This is a genomic window from Paenibacillus sp. sgz302115, assembly GCF_056120445.1.
This window is the reverse complement of record NZ_JBVYOK010000027.1, coordinates 36,878-56,139: the sequence shown is the minus strand read 5'-3', so window position 1 is coordinate 56,139 and position 19,262 is coordinate 36,878. Positions and strand designations below refer to the sequence as shown.

The 19,262-nt window shown below is 48.9% G+C and carries 14 protein-coding genes; all 14 read right to left on the bottom strand.

The window, feature by feature from the left end; translation table 11 throughout:
- Positions 1-24: 24 nt before the first annotated feature.
- The 14 genes from AC0LWN_RS29050 to AC0LWN_RS28985 all read right to left on the bottom strand — a co-directional run bounded on the left by AC0LWN_RS29050 (position 25) and on the right by AC0LWN_RS28985 (position 19,178).
- Entirely contained in the window at positions 25-831 is an 807-nt protein-coding gene (locus AC0LWN_RS29050; protein ID WP_474671543.1) for a Nif3-like dinuclear metal center hexameric protein, read from the bottom strand.
- 27 nt (positions 832-858) lie between these two features.
- Entirely contained in the window at positions 859-1,752 is an 894-nt protein-coding gene (locus AC0LWN_RS29045; protein WP_458963448.1) for a carbohydrate ABC transporter permease, read from the bottom strand.
- A gap of 12 nt (positions 1,753-1,764) precedes the next feature.
- Positions 1,765-2,688 carry an ABC transporter permease gene (locus AC0LWN_RS29040; protein ID WP_474671540.1) on the bottom strand — a complete coding sequence of 308 codons (924 nt, stop codon included), beginning with the start codon at positions 2,686-2,688 and terminating at the stop codon, positions 1,765-1,767.
- Positions 2,689-2,756: 68 nt separating this feature from the next.
- The gene (locus tag AC0LWN_RS29035) at positions 2,757-4,301 is read right to left on the bottom strand and encodes an ABC transporter substrate-binding protein (RefSeq protein ID WP_474671538.1); all 1,545 of its coding nucleotides are present in this window, start codon (positions 4,299-4,301) and stop codon (positions 2,757-2,759) included.
- A 140-nt stretch (positions 4,302-4,441) separates the two neighbouring features.
- Positions 4,442-6,037: a response regulator transcription factor gene (locus tag AC0LWN_RS29030; RefSeq protein ID WP_474671536.1), complete on the bottom strand. Its 1,596-nt coding sequence runs from the start codon at positions 6,035-6,037 to the stop codon at positions 4,442-4,444.
- Positions 6,018-7,751 (bottom strand): sensor histidine kinase, encoded by a 1,734-nt coding sequence (locus AC0LWN_RS29025; protein ID WP_474671534.1) that lies wholly within the window; start codon positions 7,749-7,751, stop codon positions 6,018-6,020. The genes AC0LWN_RS29030 and AC0LWN_RS29025 overlap by 20 nt, the downstream gene beginning before the upstream one ends.
- Positions 7,752-7,848: 97 nt before the next feature.
- Positions 7,849-8,664 carry an alpha/beta hydrolase gene (locus AC0LWN_RS29020; protein WP_474671532.1) on the bottom strand — a complete coding sequence of 272 codons (816 nt, stop codon included), beginning with the start codon at positions 8,662-8,664 and terminating at the stop codon, positions 7,849-7,851.
- A 26-nt stretch (positions 8,665-8,690) separates the two neighbouring features.
- Positions 8,691-9,647 carry a carbohydrate kinase family protein gene (locus AC0LWN_RS29015; RefSeq protein WP_474671530.1) on the bottom strand — a complete coding sequence of 319 codons (957 nt, stop codon included), beginning with the start codon at positions 9,645-9,647 and terminating at the stop codon, positions 8,691-8,693.
- A gap of 99 nt (positions 9,648-9,746) precedes the next feature.
- Positions 9,747-11,276: a glycoside hydrolase family 43 protein gene (locus AC0LWN_RS29010; RefSeq protein WP_474671528.1), complete on the bottom strand. Its 1,530-nt coding sequence runs from the start codon at positions 11,274-11,276 to the stop codon at positions 9,747-9,749.
- A 29-nt stretch (positions 11,277-11,305) separates the two neighbouring features.
- Positions 11,306-12,775: a sucrose phosphorylase gene (gene gtfA, locus AC0LWN_RS29005; protein ID WP_474671526.1), complete on the bottom strand. Its 1,470-nt coding sequence runs from the start codon at positions 12,773-12,775 to the stop codon at positions 11,306-11,308.
- A 232-nt stretch (positions 12,776-13,007) separates the two neighbouring features.
- On the bottom strand, positions 13,008-15,335 hold the full coding sequence (locus AC0LWN_RS29000; protein ID WP_474671524.1) for a glycoside hydrolase family 95 protein: 2,328 nt from the start codon (positions 15,333-15,335) through the stop codon (positions 13,008-13,010).
- Between the two features lie 134 nt (positions 15,336-15,469).
- On the bottom strand, positions 15,470-16,390 hold the full coding sequence (locus tag AC0LWN_RS28995) for a carbohydrate ABC transporter permease (protein ID WP_474671522.1): 921 nt from the start codon (positions 16,388-16,390) through the stop codon (positions 15,470-15,472).
- A gap of 17 nt (positions 16,391-16,407) precedes the next feature.
- Positions 16,408-17,379: an ABC transporter permease gene (locus tag AC0LWN_RS28990; RefSeq protein ID WP_474671520.1), complete on the bottom strand. Its 972-nt coding sequence runs from the start codon at positions 17,377-17,379 to the stop codon at positions 16,408-16,410.
- Positions 17,380-17,480: 101 nt separating this feature from the next.
- Complete coding sequence (locus AC0LWN_RS28985) at positions 17,481-19,178, bottom strand: ABC transporter substrate-binding protein (protein WP_474671518.1); 1,698 nt, start codon at positions 19,176-19,178, stop codon at positions 17,481-17,483.
- Positions 19,179-19,262: the final 84 nt, after the last annotated feature.

Sequence of the window (19,262 nt, the reverse complement as noted above, 5' to 3'; positions counted from 1 at the left end):
GCGGGCAATCCGCACGGCTTCATTTTACAGATATATAAAGGGCTCCTTCGCATCGACAAACGTAACCGGGAGGCCGCTCACCAAAGGCTTCAGCCATTCGGCCATATACTTCATTCCCCACTCCTCGGACCGCTCATGACCGATAACAATCATTGCTTTGTTCATGCCGAGCATAGCGGCGTCGTTAACATAAGCGCATAATGTCCACTCCGTGATATCTCCGCAGACCATGACATCCAGATTCTTGTCCCGCATAAGCTCCATAGGCATTTGCTCTCTGCCCAGGCCGAGACTTCCGCCTCCGACCAGTATCCCTATGCGGGAGCAAGGCGTCTCAGGATTGCCGACGATCTGGATCACATCCATGCCGAGTCGCTGCTTCAGGAAGCGGGCCAGCGCTCCAACCGTCGTCTCTTCGATCAAATAGCCCCAGGAATCCTTCTCGTCCAGCTTCTTGTCCTCCCATCCCAGCTCCTTAAGCAAGCCGTCGTAAATCCGGTCCGTGTCAGCTAAATGCATATGATCGTGAAATCTCCAGATCGCAATTCCATGATCCTCAATCAGCTTTCGCTTAGCCAGATACACAGGGTCCTCCTGAAGCCAACCCAGCGTATCCATTCCGGTAAAGTAGGTCGGTTCATGGGTAATAATGAGGTTTGCTTTAGCGGCAACCGCTTCCCGGATTACATCCACAGTCGCCATAAATGTTGTGACGATTCCGGTGACTTCCATGCCTGGATGACCGCTCGCGAGCACATCGCAGGTCATCTCCAGCTTGCGGCCTCCGCAGCAATCCAGCAGAATTCGATCAATCACTTCTTGCACATTCATAAGCTGTATCTCCTTTTCATTCTATCTTTATCCTTTAACCGCACCTATTACAACCCCGCGGGTTAAATATTTCTGCATAAACGGGAGAACAAACAAGACCGGCACAATGCCCAGAACCGCCATAGCCATCCGCACGGCTGTGCTCGGCAGCTGTACAGCTTCTGCCCCGACCACACTGCTGGCCTGGCCGGAGTTCAGGAATTGAATGTTGTTCATCAGCTGGATCAGCAGATTTTGAATGCCATAGAATTGCGGCTTCGAGACAAAATATAGCGCATTGATCCAATCATTCCAATAGGCAAGCCCCATAAACAGCCCGACAGTCGCCATAACCGGCATAGACAAGGGAAGCATAATCCGGAAAAATGTCCGTAATTCCGACGCGCCGTCGATCTGGGCAGCTTCAATGATTTCCAGCGGTACGTTGTTCTTAAAGTAATTTCGAACCAGCAGCACATTGAAGCCGTTCGACAGCAGGTTCGGAACAATCAGCGCCCAAAGCGTATCCTTGATATGAAAATATTGGGTCCACATGATATACGAAGGAACGATCCCCCCGCTGAACAGCATCGTGAAAAATATGATAAAAGCCAGCACATTGTGGTATTTGAAATCTGACCTGGACATTGGATAAGCAAGCATGCTTGTTATAAGCAGTCCAAACCCGGTGCCCAGTATCGTAACCAGAAAGGAGACCCCATAGGCTCTTATGAAGGTGTACGCCGAGGATTTGATGTATAAGTAAGCTTCAAGACTTGTCTTCTCAGGAAAAAAGCTATATCCGTTTCGGAGCAAGGTCGTCTCATCGGTGAACGAAGCAATGACAATCAGAAGGAACGGTAAAAAAGCAAACACGGTCAGCAAAATCATCACGATCGCAGAGAAAATAACAAATGTTCGTTCCCCTCTGGTTTGTATCATAAGTATTTCCTCCTAGAACAAAGCATTTTCTGAGTTGAATTTCTTGACGATGGCATTTACCGCAAGCACAAGCACAAATCCGACGATAGATTGATACAAGCCGGCTGCCGCCGACATTCCGATATCATTAAGCTGCATCAAGGCGCGATAGACATACGTATCAATCGTTTGTGTAGTGCTGAACAGCGCTCCCGAGTTCATAGGAACCTGATAGAACAGACCGAAGTCGGAATTAAAAATCCGCCCCATGGACATAAGCACCAGCACAATAACCGTTGGCTTCAGCAGCGGCAAGGTAATCATGCGAATCTGCTTCAGCTTCCCTGCGCCGTCAATCTTCGCCGCCTCATATATGCTCTTGTCGATTCCTGCAATGGAAGCAAAATAGACAATGGAGCCATAACCTGCCGTTTTCCAAATCTGAATCAACACGAGCAGGTAAGGCCAGTACTTCGGCTCCGAATACCAGTTGATCTCCGGAAGACCGAGCGGACGAAGAATGGAATGGTTGACGAAACCGCTGTCGGCATTAAGAAACGCAAAGACGAGCAAGGACAGGACAACCATCGAGATCAGATTCGGAAGAATCAGACCTGTCATGAACAGCTTCGAGTACAGCTTGCTCAGCAGCTCCGACATCAGGATGGCAATGATAATCGACACGATTGTCCCGAGTGCAATAAAGGCCAGGTTGTAAAGAAGGGTATTTCTCGTCATAATCCAGGCATCACTTGTCTGGAACAAAAAGTTGAAGTTTTTAAACCCGATCCAGTCGCTGCCGAAGATTCCTTTAGCGTAATTTACATCCTTGAAGGCGATAAACACCCCGAACATGGGAAAATAGCTGTTAATCAGAAAATAAAGCAATCCTGGAGCAGCTAATATCAATAATGGAAGTGTTTTTTTGAGAGGCTTGGATTTACGGTTGGCTATCATATCGGATTCACCTCCATTACTGAAAATAGAGCCAGATTACGACTCTACTTTCAGCAGGTTCTTTTGAGTTATTTGTTTTTCGCAGCAATCCACTGATCGAGCTGTTTCTGTTTGCTGTCGATAATCGCTTGGGCACCTGCATCTTTCAGCGCACTGATGAATTTTGGAATAATCGTATCCGGGTCTACCGATCCGCTGACAAGCGCCGGCAAGTATTGATTCACTACATTGTTCACGGCACTGATCTGCGTCTTCACCCCGCTTTGATCAAAGATAAATCCGAAATAAGGCGATCTTTCTGTATCCTTGTTTTCCTTCAGCTTAAATTCAACATCTGACCAATTGATCCCCTCAAACTGATCCTGGAGCGACTCCGAACCCACAATCCCGGAGCTCAGAAATGCAGTATACGGTACTGTATTGGCGTCTTTGCCTTCCGGAAATTTCACATGGTGCTCGTCGACCTTCAGGTAATCCTCCCCTTCAATCCCAAAGAGGATAGTATTGATCAGATCAGAGTCGGAATAGAGCAGATTCAGGAACTTGACAGCGGCTTCCTGTTCCTTGGAGGTGCTGGACACCATCCAGGTAACGGCATTTACGGCACTCGTATCAAAGTAGAAGGGAGTAATTCGTTTGGTCTCAAGCTTTTTTCCGACTTGGGCGCTCAGCGTTTTGCCTACCTCCTGACCACTGTAGCCTCCAATGTAGGAGAAGCCGCGTCCGGAAGACATCATCTCCGTTGCTGTTATCGTTGTCGTTGCCGTATCCTTCTGCAAATAACCTGCATTGAACCAGTCTCTCATCATCTTAATCCCGTTCTTGAAGACATCGGATTCATAGTAATTGACGACCTTTCCGCTATCGCCGATCACCACACCGACTCCGGTTGTATCTGTCAGATAATCCACCTTGTTCGAACCTTTCAGCAGATTAATAAGTCCCGTATCCGTCGGATTGACACTAATCGGTCCAAACGGAACCACATCGGGGAACTTCTTCTTAACGGCTGCGAAGACTGCTGGCAGATCCTCCACCGATTGAATCTTGTCGGCTGTTAAGCCCGCTTCCTTCAGCATATCGGTGTTATAGATAATATTGCTGGGCACAGCCATCCCTTTATTGACCGGAATGCCATAGATATGTCCATCCATCGTTGTAGTTTTGAGGATATCAGGGCCAAAATCCTTCTCCAGAATTGCATTCATTTCTTTTCCGTATTTCGGCAGCAGATCTTCAAGCGGAGCAAGCTGATTTTTCGACACATAGTTGGAGAATTGGCCCAGTGTTGTGAAGATATCCATTTTCTCGCCGCTCTGAAGGGCCAGATTAACTTTCTGGGCATAATCGGACGGACCGTAAAGGCGGAAATCCACCTTCACGCCGATCTTCTTGGTTGTGATCTCATTGATCGCGTTCGTCACCTTGCTCAGATCATCGGGAATCCGGTTGAAAGACGGCAGGGCAAATACGATTTCAGCTACTTTAGCATCCGCTGCTGAATTCTTAGAATCCGCTATAGATGTACCCGAATTGCTGCTGCAAGCCGAAAGGAGTGAACCGATTAATACCGTTGACAACAGCAGCGGGCTTATCCCCTTTTTACTTTTCATGATGATGCCTCCTCGTTCTGTGTTTTCGCTTTCATTTTACTTTTTTGAAGGATTCCGGGCTTTCAAAAAGACGGTATGTTTTTTCGAAAAACCGCACTGCAGCAAAAACTCCGCCTCTAATGTGGAAGCGGAGTTTCGTGTTATCGAACGGACTTATGCTTCGAACGATAAGCAATCGGCGTTTCTCCTGTCAGCTTTTTGAATACCGTAGAGAAATAAGATATCGTATCAAAACCAGTCTCCATCGCGATCTGGCCGATGTTTGCCGTACTCTCAATCAGCAATTGCTTGGCCGCGTTGATCCGGCAGTCGTTCAGATACTCCTTGACGGTCTGCCCCGTCTCATTCTTGAAGACCTTAGCCAAGTAATCCGCAGTTAGATATACGCTTGCAGCAACATCTTCGCGACTAAGCTCCTGCCGGTAGTTTTCATGGATAAACCGCTTCGCTCTCTCAACTACTCCTTCGGACTGCAGCACCTCTTTGATGGAATCCACCGTTTTGTCCGTAACCACCCTGGCCCACTTCATGAAGTCAAACACACTGCTCTCGGCACTCTGGGCCAATTGCTGGGTCACTTCATCGGCGAAGAGCCGATGCGCCTGGATATGATGCCGGGAGAGAAGCGAATAGACTACTTGCAGGAAGTCCTCCCGGATCGAATGGAGCGTAGCTGAGTTCAGCTTATTCAGGCTGGTCAGCACTTCCAGCTCTTTTTTCAGCCGATTGACAATCTGAACCTTCTCCTTCTGAACGAACAGCATGGTGAAAAGCTCAGCATCAAGGGTGAAGCCTTCCGCAGTATCATAATGAAAGGGTTCATTCTGGAAATGGACCTTGCCCCGGAAAATGATGTTGGACTCATCCAGTTGCTCGAGTTCCAGCTTTGCCTGCGAGAGTTCTGAAACAGCCACCTTCTCACTGAAATAACAGGTAGCCGTACACTTCAAATATTGCCTGCACATCAGAATGATATTCTCGGCGCTTTGCCGCAACCACGGCATCCCGGTCTCACCCTCAATAATGACCGCATTGTAGAACACATTATCGGCTTGATAGGCGATGATTCGGCCATGACTCACCTGGTTGAACAGAATCTCGGAAATCAGGTTGGAGAGGGCATAATGGAACAGGCTTTCGTCCCACCTGCTCTCAATTTGAGAGCGTGGAACACTCACGAGAAGCAGAATATAGCCGCTGTTCACAGACAAGGACAGCTCCCGCTTCTGCACCTCACTCTGAATCAGGTTGATTCTGGGAGAGATAGCCGCTGTCAGCACATCACTCCAGAAGCCCTTCTCTACCAAATCTTTATTTTTCAGCCACGCAAGCCCCATTTTACTGTATTCGCCCATCAGCATCTTTTTCTTCAGCGCCTCAATGGACTTGCGCAGCGCCGCTTCCAGCTCCTGCTTATCCAGCGGCTTAACCAAATAAGAGTCGGCATTATACGAGATCGCCTTGGAAGCGAAGCTGAAGCTCTCATGACAGGTTAAAAATATAAACCCGCCATCATATTCGTGCTCTCTGGCCCACTTGATCATATCAATACCGGAGCCTCTCGGCATTTCAATATCGCATATGATCAGATCGGGCGCGCCGCTATCGAATAATTGCTTCGCATCCTGTATGTTATAAGCGGTCAGTACTTCGGTAATTCCATATTCATTCCAGTTCACAATACCGAGAAGAGCCTCAACCGTAGGTATATCATCATCAATCAACAAACAACGCATGTCTTCCCTCCGACTCTGTCTGCCGCTCGGCTTCTTGTATGGGTATCCACAATTCCACTCTTGCGCCGGACTGTTCAGCATTTGACAGCTTCAGCAAATCGTCGCGTTTGTAGAGCAGTTGCAGTGTTTTTCGAATATTGGTTATTCCAACCCGGCCTCCGTCCTCGCCTGCCTCTTCGGGTTCCGTGCTTTTCAGCCACCCGGAAGAGAAGCCTCCTCCGTTATCCTCGATCACAATTTTGACGAACGGGCTTCCGTCTCTTGTCTCTGTACGGGCGCGGATGAATATCGAAAGCATCTCCTTATAGAACATCGCATGCTTGAACGCATTCTCAACGAACGTCTGGATCATGAATTGAGGGATGCGCACCTGCCGTGCTTCATCACTGATCTCTGTCATATAGAATACTTGATCAGGATATCGGATTTCTTGCATTCGGATATAATTCTCGGCGTGCCTGATCTCTTCCTCAATCGAAACCTCCACAAGCCCTCCCTTGAACATATACCGGAGATGCTCGGACAAACAGTGAATGAGACGCCGGATTTCTTCGTTCTTATTCTGATATGTCAAACTGGTGATCGTCGAGATCGCATTCAGAAAAAAGTGGGGTCTGATTTGCATCTGCAAATATTTGATCTCCGCCCGGCTTCTTTCGATCTGTTCCTCATACGATTGAATTTTCAAATCCTTGATTTCGCTGACCATAGATTGAAATGCGTGGAATAGCTTCATAAACTCCAGAGAATACGGGGTACCTGCGGGAACCTGATACTCAAGCTGTCCCTGCTCAACCACTTTAGCCGCCTTCACCAGCTCAAGGATCGGCTTCAATACATCCCTTGTGAAAAAACGCAGCACGAGCGGGACGACGATGGCCGATAGAACAGCCAATAAGGCGATGATCCACTGGATCAGCTTTAATCCCGACAACAGATTTCCCTTGGCAACCATATTGGTGATCTGTCCAAATTCCGCTATCGGTTCGGAAATGATCAGATAATTATGCTGATATTCATTTGTTAGGCTGCCTAAGGTAGTGTCGCCATCCTTCAGGACGATATTGTTCGCGGATAAAATAATCCCTTCTTTATTGCTCAATACATACCGGTTCTGATCATTCCCGCCCCTGTTAACCATCGCTAATAGAGTGTCTGCTTTCACTAACGTACCGAAGCTGACGTCCGAATAGGTGATGTACCTGAACAAATAGTATTCACCCTGGATCTGAAGCACCTTCCATTCATCCGCTTCACTTGAAGGCCCGGAATTGAACTTTTTCTGGTTGATGAAATCCGTCAGAGCCAGCTTATCCTCAGATTGAATCCGGTTGCTGAATTGCTCAAGCACGAGTTCATCGGAAAGTCTGATAAACATGCCATCGCTGGAATAATCGTTCGACATTTTAGACAGCAGCGTATTTTTGAGCTCCTGCGCTTTGAAGTAACGGCTGCTTTCATCCAGGTAGGCAAAATTCACTGCAGCATCAATGTTATTATTGAATACCTCGGTTAAGTCTTTGGAAAAATTGTTGAAATTATTATGAATGTTCGCCTGATAGAGGGCAAGCGTATTCCGCGAGCTCGTAAGGGCATTGTTCCGAACAACCTCAAGCGAGTAAATATTACTCAGAACGAGGACAGAGAGCAGGATCGCAAGGATAGCCGTCAACTGTACAGAAAATTTGAATACGATGCTGTTCGTTCGAATCATACTCCCACATCTTCCTCCCCGGAATCCAGCAAGCCCCTGAGCCGATCCATAATTGATCGGAGCCCAGGGGCATAGGTGTATTAGACTTCAAGTTAATCTATATAGAGGTGCTGTCTTCCTCGGCCCACTCTAGTGCCGCTTCAATGTACTTATCCCAGAAATCCCAGGTGTGCGCTCCCCCGCTTTCAACGTAAGTATGCTCGATCTGTTCCTCTTCAAGGAAGTTATGAAACCGGCGGTTCACATCCAGCAGGAAATCTTCTGTCCCGCAGGCCATATAAATCTTCGGCAGCTTAAGTCCGTTCTCTTTCAAATCAAGAGCAAGCCTCTCCGGATCTTTGTCACTGCCAAGCAGCTGGCTCAGATCGCCAAAGACACTTGTGTAATATTTGTAGCTGGCGATGCCATCGTTGTAATCCGGGGGAATGTTCGCAATTTTATAAGGAATAAGTGCCGATGACAAGGCGATGATGCGGCCGAATTGTTGCCCATACTTCAGGCCGTTCCTAATCGCACCGTATCCTCCCATAGACAAACCGCCAATAAAGGTATCCTCCCGCTCCGTAGACAGCGGGAACAGCCGGCGTGTGAAATCCACCAGCTCCTTGCCGATGTACTCCCCGAAATGTTCCTCCCTGTTCTCATCATCCAGATAGAACTGATTCTCTCCAGCAGGCATAAAGACGGCGATGTGATATCTATCCGACAGCTCCCTGATCCGTGAGAAGTTCAGCCAATCGTTGTGGCTTCCGGAATAACCATGCAGCAGATACATTGCTCTCAGCGGTTGTCCAGCCCGAGCCGGTGGTTTGAATGCTTCGGGCTGGTCGACCGGCAATAAAGCGCTGAACGTTACTTCCCGCTTCAGACATTTCGAATGAAAGCTAATTTGCAGTGTTGCCAAAATAATCACTCCTTAACTGAATTCGGATTAATCTCTTACAAATTGTAGTATGCCTGGATGTCTTCAAGCTTCGGCAGATCCACTACAGCTCCAGTATATCTCAATTTGAAAGCACTTACAGCAAACCCGAGATTCAGAGCATCCTGCAGTGTATGCCCTTTAACGGCTGCCGCATAAAATCCGGACCAGAATGCATCTCCGGCCCCTGTAGTATCCACGATGTCCGTAGCGAGCGTATCGAAGATTCTTGCCTCTCTTCCATTCGATACGATAGCCCCATCCTTGCCTAACGTCAAAATGACCAGCTTGGCCCCAAGCTCCAGAAACTTATCCAGCTGATTGGATGGGGTATCTTTGCCAAACAGCCTCTCGGCATCGTCTTCCGATGGCTTGATGATATCCACCTTGGAGAACAAGGATTTCACATACTGTACACCATCTTCGCCCTTCTGCCAAATGCCCGGATGATAGTTAGGGTCGAAGCCAATCAGCGTTCCCTGATTTCTCGCCTCCTCTATCAACCGTTCGATGGTATGCCTGGCGGGAATTCTGGATACGGGCCAGCAGGAAAAATGAACAATCTTGGAATTCTTCAAAGCATCTTCAAGCGTTGGGGTATAGGCCAACTGATAGTCTGCGCTGCGATAAAAAATCGGAGTCGGAGTCGCTTTGCTCTTGGATAAGACCACTAAGCTGGTGGATTCACGGTTTCTCTGGATGCCTTGCGGCTCCATTCCTTCTCTGCGCAGCCTGTCCACAAGAAACTCGCCAAAGCCGTCCTCACCCACAGCGGAAACCATAAAGGAGCTGATCCCAAGCTTCTTCACGTTGATTGCGATATTGGAGGGAGAGCCCCCCAGAAACTTCGTATATCCGGCAGACTGAAACGTATCATCATACTCATTGGAGATCATGTCAACGAGCAGTTCTCCGACCGCCAAAAGGTCATTTGATTTATCCTCAAAGGTCAGTCTGTCGTGAAAATCCATCATTTCGTTGCCCCCTTGCTATATATAAGCGCCACATCTAGCGGACACCTATAAGTGTAGCCGGACTCCACGAATGATTTCTTCCAAAAATCAGTTCTTTTTTTACAAAAATACGGGCGGATTCTCTCTCTTATAATGAAAGTAATTGAAATCGGCGTAGCCGCCAGACTGCCTGGTTGCATAATTGAACAGGCCAACCCGGTAGCCCATAAAATGATCCAGTGTATACTTCATTTGCAGAGTCCGGCCGATCGGCTTCCACGTACTCCCGTCCTCCGAATAGAAGAAATTGGCTTGATCCAGACTGTCCTCGAAATTGAAATCAATTCTGAGATAGATTTGCTCCCCGGCGAACGGAACACTCTCCACCGTCTCTTCGCGGCCTTCGCCGCCATTGACACACATGGCAACACGGAAATCGCCATTCTCCCCGGCTTCAATCTCTACGGTGCCGAACCAATTCTGCAGCGCGACTAACCCTGCCCGGTCCCCCGGCTGCATACGGGAAATATCCAGCAGTGTCTCTGCGCTGCAGGCCGGACCTTCCGTCCGCTGCGTCAGCGTGTTGCGGGCACGCAGAACACTGTCAGCCAAATTCCCGGTGTAGAGCCGCAGATATCCCGGGCGCTCCGTGACGGACCACAGCCCGTTGTCCGGGTTATGGTTCCACTGCCAGTTCAGTGCCAGCCGATTGCCCGCATATTCGAACTCATCGCTGATGACAAGCGGCTTCGGCTCCGCGGCAGGAAGCTTCGTCGCAAAGACTTGAGGCGCCGTACCGTTCTCCCCGATGACCGGCCATCCATCCTCCCAGGCAACGGGAAACACGCAGGGAATTCGGCCAACGGCGTCATGATCCTGGAATAGTACAGCATACCAGTCATGATCCGGTGTATCGACAATACCGCCCTGCGCAACTCCGTTATTATGGTAACCCATAGCGTCATCCAGAATGACCTTGCGCTCGTAAGGGCCCAGAAGCTCACGCGAACGATAACAAAGCTGGCGTCTCCGCTGATTGCCGGTTCGCGGCCACTCAATAAAGAACAAATAGTAATAGCCATTCAGCTTATAGGCATGACACCCTTCGATCCGCAGACCAATACCATCCCGCTCACCTTCGAGCAGCAGTTGATGGATTCCATCGGGTTTCACAGCCGTCAGATCTTCCGTCAGCTCCTTGATCCAAATATCGCCGTTCCCGTAAATCACATAGGCACGGCCATCGTCATCAAGCAGCAGACCCGGGTCATGGTGAAGTCCCGGTATCACCGAACGTTCCCATTGCCCATGCTCAATATCCTCCGTCCGGTATATGTAGAACTGGTCCATATCATTGCATGAGAAGCAGACATAATACACCCCGGCCTTGAAACGGAGGGACGCCGCCCAAGATCCCTTTCCATAAATCCCTTTCCCATCCAGCAACCGGTGGGCGTCATTATCCTCAAAGGTATCGTACACATAATTCACGATTTCCCAGTCATTCAAATTAACCGACTTCATAATCGGACATCCCGGCATAGAATGCATACTGGTACTGACCATATAAAAAGCCTGACCTGCCCGGATTACATCTACATCCGGGACATCCGCCCACATAATGGGATTGGTTATGACGGTTGTACTCACTGTATTGCTCCTCCTTAACAGAGTTCGGATTAAACCAAATAATTCACAGGAATTCCGTCCTCATTCACATATTCAATAACGGTCTGGTACGTCTGCAGGCTAATAACCAGCTTGCAATACTTCTCGCCTTGCTGCCATAATAACCGGATCTCATCGTTTGCCGCATCCAGTACGTGGAACTCCCCGTCAAACGCACTGTACGTATTACGGAAGCGAATCAGCTTCATCAATCTTTTCACGGCCTCTTGTTCGAGCGCACGCTCAACTTCCTCTACGGTATAGTTATGGCGGTTGATTTCACGTCCTTCTCCCGTTGCTGCTACCTGTTCCATGTCATTTCCGCCGGCGAGCAGGCCCACATAGTACACTTGCGGGATACCCGGTGTGAAAAGCTGAATCGCTCTTGCGGCGAGATAGGCATTGTCGTCTTCATTCAGTGCGCTATAATACGTGCAGCGAATCTGATGGACATCAAATCCGTCTGCGGCCTTGTGCTCATCCGACAAGATAAGGCTCAGATTAGCGCCCCGTTCCACACAAAGCCCGACCAGCTCCCGGGCTTCATTCGTGTCAATCAGATCGTCAAGATCCGGCTTAACCGGAATCCCGTCATGGCAATCGAGCATTGTAAACTGCTTGTGCGGCCGGGTCTTCAGATAGGAGTAGAGTTCCGTATTGGACCTGCCGGTAAGCGCCTCAAGCACCCGGTAAGGCAGGATGAAATCGTATATCCAGCACCCGTGCTCCGACAATTTGTATTGGGTACTATAATGTGCATGCACTTCGGGCAGCAGCTCAATGTCCAGCGAGTCCGCCATTTCTTTGATCCAATCGAGAAATTCATATATTTCCGGCTCCACAAAAAAACAACTGGTCCCCAGCTTCTTGATGACATACCCGACAGCATCAAGTCTTACAATTTTGACGTTCTGCTTCTTGAAATTTTCAAAAAATGACTGCAAAAGCCGCCGGGTCAGCGGTGAATGGACATCCAGATCAATTTGCTCTGAAGGATCTGTTTTTCCAAAGGTCGTCCAGACCTTCTCTTCCTCACCGCTCCCGTTAATTTGAAAGGTCGAATAGGGCATGGGCCTGCGCAAGAACATTTTCTCAATGTCAGCTTGAACAGGGCTCCCATTGTCCCAGATCTTGTCCAGTGTCATAAATAAATCGGCAAATTCGGAAGACCGCCCTTTCTCAAGGAAGTCTTGAAAATACGGTGATTGCCGGGAGATGTGATTCACCATCAAATCCACCAGCACATCAAACTTTTCCCCAATGGCCCGGACATCTTCCCAGGTACCGAAGCTTGGCTCGATCTCAAGATAGGTGAGCGGAGCAAATCCCCGGTCCCCGGAAGAAGGGAACGGAGGAAGGATATGAATGCCGCCGGGGAAAATATCTGTGAAATGCTTCTGCAGCAGTTCATTCAATACCTTCAGATTTCCGCCCATGGAATCGGGATACGTAATCAATTGGACTTTATTTTGGATAGCCATAGTCTATAACCTCCTGCAATATGCCTGGATGTCTTCAAGTTTCAGTGTTACATCTTCTATATAAGTTGAACTTTAGATTTTCATATTAGGGCACTGGTCGTAACTGCGGGGAATGTTTGGACTTCCCCTCCGTCACTTCTGCCCTTTTATATTTTCTTTAGTTCAACTGATATAGACAATATTATTTTAGCCAGGCATGAGGCACGATTGCTTCCAAAAATCAGTCCTTTTTTTACAAAAATTCGCCTGAAGTCCAGCTTTCCGGCTTCAAGTGTATGCAGAATCCCGGTTCTGGAAAATGCAGCTCTAGCCTTTGTCCTTGGTAGGATAGTGCAACACTGCCTTGCTCCAAGGCTCGTATGCTCACATTTTGCAATTGGCCGCCGTTCCACTCCATGTCCAGCTCGTATCCGCCGCGTGCCCGAACACCGCGGATTGACCCGGACGGCCATGCTGCTGGCAATGCCGGGAGCAGACGAAGCACTCCTGCGTGGCTTTGCACCAGCATCTCTGCAATGCCGGCGGTTCCGCCGAAATTGCCGTCAATCTGAAATGGAGGATGGTTGCAGAACAGGTTCGGCAAAGTCGATGAGCGCAGCAGCTCCATTACATTGTCATACGCTTGCTCAGCCGCTTCCAATCTCGCCCACATGTTAAGAATCCAGGCCCGGCTCCAGCCGGTATGTCCCCCTCCGTTCTTCAATCTCCGCTCCAGCGTCGTTCTGGCGGCATCGGCCCAATCAGGCGTAGATTGCAGCGTGATTTGCGATCCGGGATGCAGCGCGAACAAATGCGAGATGTGCCGGTGACCGGGCTCCACTTCCTCATAGTCGATGCTCCACTCCTGGATTTGACCGTATTGCCCGATAGCGGGCTGTGGAATCCGCTCCAGCGCTCTGCGCAAGGTCTCGCCGAACTCAAGGTCGGCTTGCAGGATTTCTGTGCTCTCTATACAGCGGGCAAAAAGCTCACGCGTGATCTGGCTATCCATAGAAGCGCCGTAGCATAATGCTCCCGATTCCCCGCTTGGCAGAACGTAACGGTTCTCAGGGGACGAGGAGGGACAAGTGACAAGAGCTCCGCCCGGATCTTCCACCAGAAAATCAAGCAGGAACAAAGCTGCCTCCTTCATGGTCCCGTAGATTTTGTGAAGAAACACGGCATCTCTTCCATATTCATAATGGTCCCATAAATGCAGGCACAGCCAAGCGGCTCCCATCGTCCAGAAGGTAGAAGTGACACATACATCCTGCGGGGCGGTATCTGCCCAAATATCGGAATTATGATGGGCTACAAAACCCCGGCACCCGTACATCACCTTGGCAGTTTCCCGGCCCCGCTCCCGCAGCCTCCCGATAAAATCAAATAACGGCTCATGACATTCGGACAGATTGCAGCTTTCCGCAGGCCAGTAATTCATCTGCGTATTTATGTTGATTGTATACTTGCTGTCCCATATCGGGAGCATATCCTTGTTCCAGATGCCCTGAAGATTAGCCGGCAGCGAGCCCGGACGGCTGCTCGAGATCAGCAGATAACGGCCAAACTGGAAATACAGACTGACGAGCTGCGGGTCGTCCTCTCCGCTGCGGATTCTGTCCAACCGGCGGTCCATAGGCAGCTCAGACACAGACGATTTTTCTTCACTGCCCTGCAGCGTTAACTCCATCCGGCTGAACAGCTTCCGGTAATCCACGACGTGATCCGCGCGCAATTGTTCATAAGATTTGGCCGCCGCAAGCTCAATTCTCCGCACGCATTCATCTTCCATCTGTTCCTTCATCATCCGAAAATCCGTGCATGCCGAGACCAGAATCGTCGCTGCATCCGCTTGATCCAGCACAAGCTGCCCCCCGGTATAGGAGAGGCGGCCGCCTTCTGCCAACACCCGGATGGCGCAGACAAAACGGATGCCCTCCTCTCCGCCGCTTCTGCCGCGAATAATCATGTCTCCTTGCTTATTTACACCAATCCGGTCCAGATAAGCGTGAAATCCGACAGGGTGCTTCAGGATATCCGACCACGGCGAAGGCTCCAGAACCGAACCTCTGCCAAACAATAACCTGAAGGACAGATTACCGGGTACACTTGCTGTTAGGCGAACGGCCAACACCTGATCCGGGTAACTTGAGAAGTATTCGCGGCTATATTCAACATGATTGACGGTATATTTTACACGGGCAATTCCTTGCTCAAGGTCCAATTCCCTCCGGTAATCTTCCACGCTCTTCTCTGAATCGCAGCTATCCAAGTACAGATCGCCCAAGGTCTCATAATGGCGCTGTCCATCCGGCACACCAATCAGGACTCTTGCTGCCAGCTCCTCCGCTTCCCGGATCTGTCCCGATAACAAGAGCCTCCTAATCTCGCTCAAATGCTCCTTAGCGTCGGGATTGTTCCTGTCCATCGGTCCGCCGTACCAAAGACTATCTTCGTTCAATTGAATCCGTTCGATACCTGGTTTCCCGAACACCATGCCCCCAAGTGTTCCGTTGCCAAGAGGCAAAGCTTCTTCCCAATGTTCTGCAGGCTTGTCATACCAAATTTGATTTTTATACATATTACCGCTCCCTTAAATCTCATATAGCGCCCCTTTGTAGCGCCCATCTCCTCTCTTATCCTAGCAACGGAACAGGTTATAGATGAATATATATTTCTAACTTCCATTTGTATAATCCTTACTTCATACCGAAATTAGCCCTTCACGCCTCCGACAGTCATCCCCTGAACGAAGTATTTCTGCAGGAAGGGATATACCATCAGAATCGGAACACTGGCAACGATCGTCATGGTAGCCCGGATCGAAGTGGGAGTAACCATGATGGCATTGCTGTTCGCCGACTGGTAGAGGTCCCCGACTGATGAGGTCGATGTTGTATTGGTAGTTTGCAGAATTTTCATTAGCTCATACTGCAGCGTGCTTAATTTGATATTCGAGGAATTGTACAAAAAGACGTCAAACCAGGAATTCCATTGTCCTACCGCTACAAACAGCGACACAGTCGCCATGGCTGGAATGGTCAGCGGCAATACGACACGAACGAAGGTGGTAAACTCTCCGGCGCCGTCAATCCGGGCTGATTCAAGAATGCCCTCCGGAAGACCCTCAATGAAGGAGCGGATGACAATCATGTTGAATACCCCGATTATGCCCGGAATGATATAGACCCAGAAGGAATCAATCATACCTAAATTGCGGATAAGCAGATAGCTGGGAATCAAACCTCCGCTGAAATACATCGTAAACACAAAAAATATAGTGACAAACTTCCGCAACACAAACTCTTGACGGCTGAGGGTGTAAGAAAGCATCGCTGTACAGAAAACAGCTACCACGGTTCCGATTACGGTGCGCAGCGCCGAAATCAATGTAGCGTGATAGATATCGGATTCCCCGAAGATATACTTGTAGTTGTCCAAGGTCCATTCCCGGGGCCATAAATAAATCCCCCCTCTGACAGCATCATTGGCGTCATTGAAGGAAACGGCGATCATATTAATGAAGGGATACATCGTGACGATCATCAGGCACACCATAGCAATGATGTTGCAAGCATCAAACACTCTGTCCCCTAAGCTGGCGTTGCGTGAGCGGGACTTTTTTCTTACTTTCATGGCTCAGGGCCTCCTTGTTAAAATAATCTGTTTTCTCCCATCTTCTTCGCAATGGTGTTGGCAGAGAAAAGAAAGATGAAACTGACTACGGTTTTAAATATGCCGGCAGCCGTTCCCAAGGAATAGTTGCCCATGCCTAGCCCATACTTCAGCACAAATATATCAAGATTCTCCGAATAATCGAGGTTCATCCCGTTGCCCAGCAAATATTGCGGCTCAAACCCGGATTCGAGAATATTGCCCATATTCATAATCAACAAAATAATGATAACCGGCTTCAGTCCGGGAAGGGTGATTCTAAGCATCCGCTGGAAGCGGCTCGCTCCGTCGATTTCGGCTGCCTCATATTGGGCAGGATCTATTGAGGTGATTGCCGCCAAATAAATGATAGTGTTCCAGCCTACATTTTTCCAGACCTCGGTTGCCCCGAGGATGCCCCAGAAATATTCCCCTTTTCCCATCCACAGCACCGGTTTATCCAATAGATGCAGCTTCGTCAGCAGCAGATTAATGATACCGTCCGGCGATAATACCGTCAGAACAATACTGGAGGCCACGACCCAGGAGATAAAGTGCGGCAGATAGCTGACCGTTTGGACAACCCGTTTGAAGATGACATTTTTCAGCTCATTCAGAAGAAGCGCCAGCGTGATCGCTGTAAAGAAACCAAGCACCAGGTTAATGGAGCTCATGACCAAAGTATTGCGCAGAACCCGGTAGAAGGTGTTGTCTTCAAACAGAATACGAAAATGGTGCCACCCTACCCATTCCTGCTCGGCAAAGCTTCTGGCCGGCTTGAATTTTTGAAAGGCCATCGTCCAGCCCCATAAAGGAAGATATTTAAAGACAAAGGCCCAAAGAACAAAAGGAAGGCACATCAATGCCAAGGTTTTTTGCCCTTTTAAGCGTCTGAAGAACAGATTTATTCTTTTTATTTCCGCTCCGTCGGCACTGATTACCGGGCTTGCGGAATTTATTTGTTTCTCCATATGACTCCACTCCTTCCTAATCATTGCAATAACGCGGAGGGCAGAAACGCCTGTGCGACCCCGCCCCCCTAGTTGTTTGAAGCGCTCCCAAGAACGCTATCTTACCATTTGCCTGCAATACGATCCTGTACACCCTTGGTAATCGTAGCTTCATACGTTTTCTTGTCCAGCTTGTTCAACTCTCCGATGTATTCATCCCATGACTTAGTGAAGTTGGACGATGATCCCAAGATCATTGAAGGCAGATATTTTCGCTGCAAATCATCGGCTTTGGTGATAAACATCTGCTCCGGCGATCCTTGCTCCAGCGCAATAGACCAGGCTGGGGACCATGGACGCTCATCAGGCTTTGCGAAGAATTCACTAAAGGTCTGATGTCCATATTTCGCAAGCAATTCCTTATCGCCATCAGTGTAACCAAAGGTCGCCACCTCCGGCTGGTTGCCCGGACCATAGGCATTGCCGTCCGCCAGAACGGAGTTGTTGCCGTAACGCGGCCAGCTGTAGTTGAAATAGTCGAACCCGAATTTTTGACTCAGTTCAGGATCTTCATGCATTTTGCGCTGTTCATCGTTGGCGTAGGTGAAGCGGCCCTTCTCATCAACAGCATAGGTTTGGTCCTTGATTCCCCACTGAACCAGGATCTGATTCTCCTCTTTCAGCAGGTTGTCGAAATACTTAATAATACGGACCGGGTCTTTGGCTTTAACGGTGATGCCAATTCCGTAATTGTTGACAAATCCAGGCGGGTCAATATATTGATCCTTAATGCCTTTATCAAATACGATCGGCAGCGCAACATAACGTTTATCATCATTGCCGGCTTTCTTCAAGTTGTTGGTGGCATCCCCAACCTGCCAGGAATAGCTGAAGTAACCGAGCACACGTCCAGAGGTTAATTTCGCTAAATATTGGTCTCTGTTCATCGTGAACGATTCCGGGTCCAGCAACCCTTCGGCATTCGCCTCATTCAGCTTCTGCATCCATCTCTTCTGATAATCCGATCCCGCCACCAGCTTAGCCTCATGCGTTTTCATATCCACCATGACGCTGCCGTCGTTAGGATAACCAGCGAGGTGCATGGCCGGATTCTGCAGGGTAAAGAAGCTGCCCTGCTCACCAGCCAGGGTTGCGAAACCAATGGTTTCTTTGCCGTCCACCTGCGGGTGCTTTTTCTGGTATTGCTTGATCAGGTCAAAATATTCGTCCAGTGTGGTGATTTTGGGGTAATTGAACTCCTTCAATACGGAGCGCTGAATATAGAAGCCAGTCTGAAAATTCGGCTCGGAAACATAACCAATGTTGGCGCCATAAGGGAAAAAGTAAATTTTTCCGTCTGCCTGTCTGAATTTATCCATGTAAGGACCATACACACGTTTGATATTAGGGCCATACTTCTCAATTAAATCATCCAGGGGAATAAAAGCGCCGCCATCCATCAGCTTTGCCATTTGCCCGCTGGAGTCGATAATATCCGGGTAGTCTCCGCTGGCAATCATAACTCCCGCTTTGGTAGCACCGTCACCCACAAGATACTCCATCTTCCAGTCAACGCCGGTTTGCTTCTGCAATTCTTTGCCGATGGTTGTTTCACTTGCCAGGACATCCTTCTTCCCCGCACCAAAGGTAAAGTACTTGAAGGTCACCGGTGTATTGTCGCCCCCTTCAGAGGCCGCAGCATTTGGAGCGGACGTATTGTCCGATGCAGTATTGGAATTATTGTTATCCTTACTGCACCCCCCTAAAGTTGCGGCCAACATTACTGCCATTCCAATGGTTAATAACTTGCCTTTGAACATTCGACTTGTTCCCCCTTTAATTTGAGTTCTGGCTTGTAAGCTCTTTCAATATAACAAGAAAACGCTTTCCTGATTACCCGATAA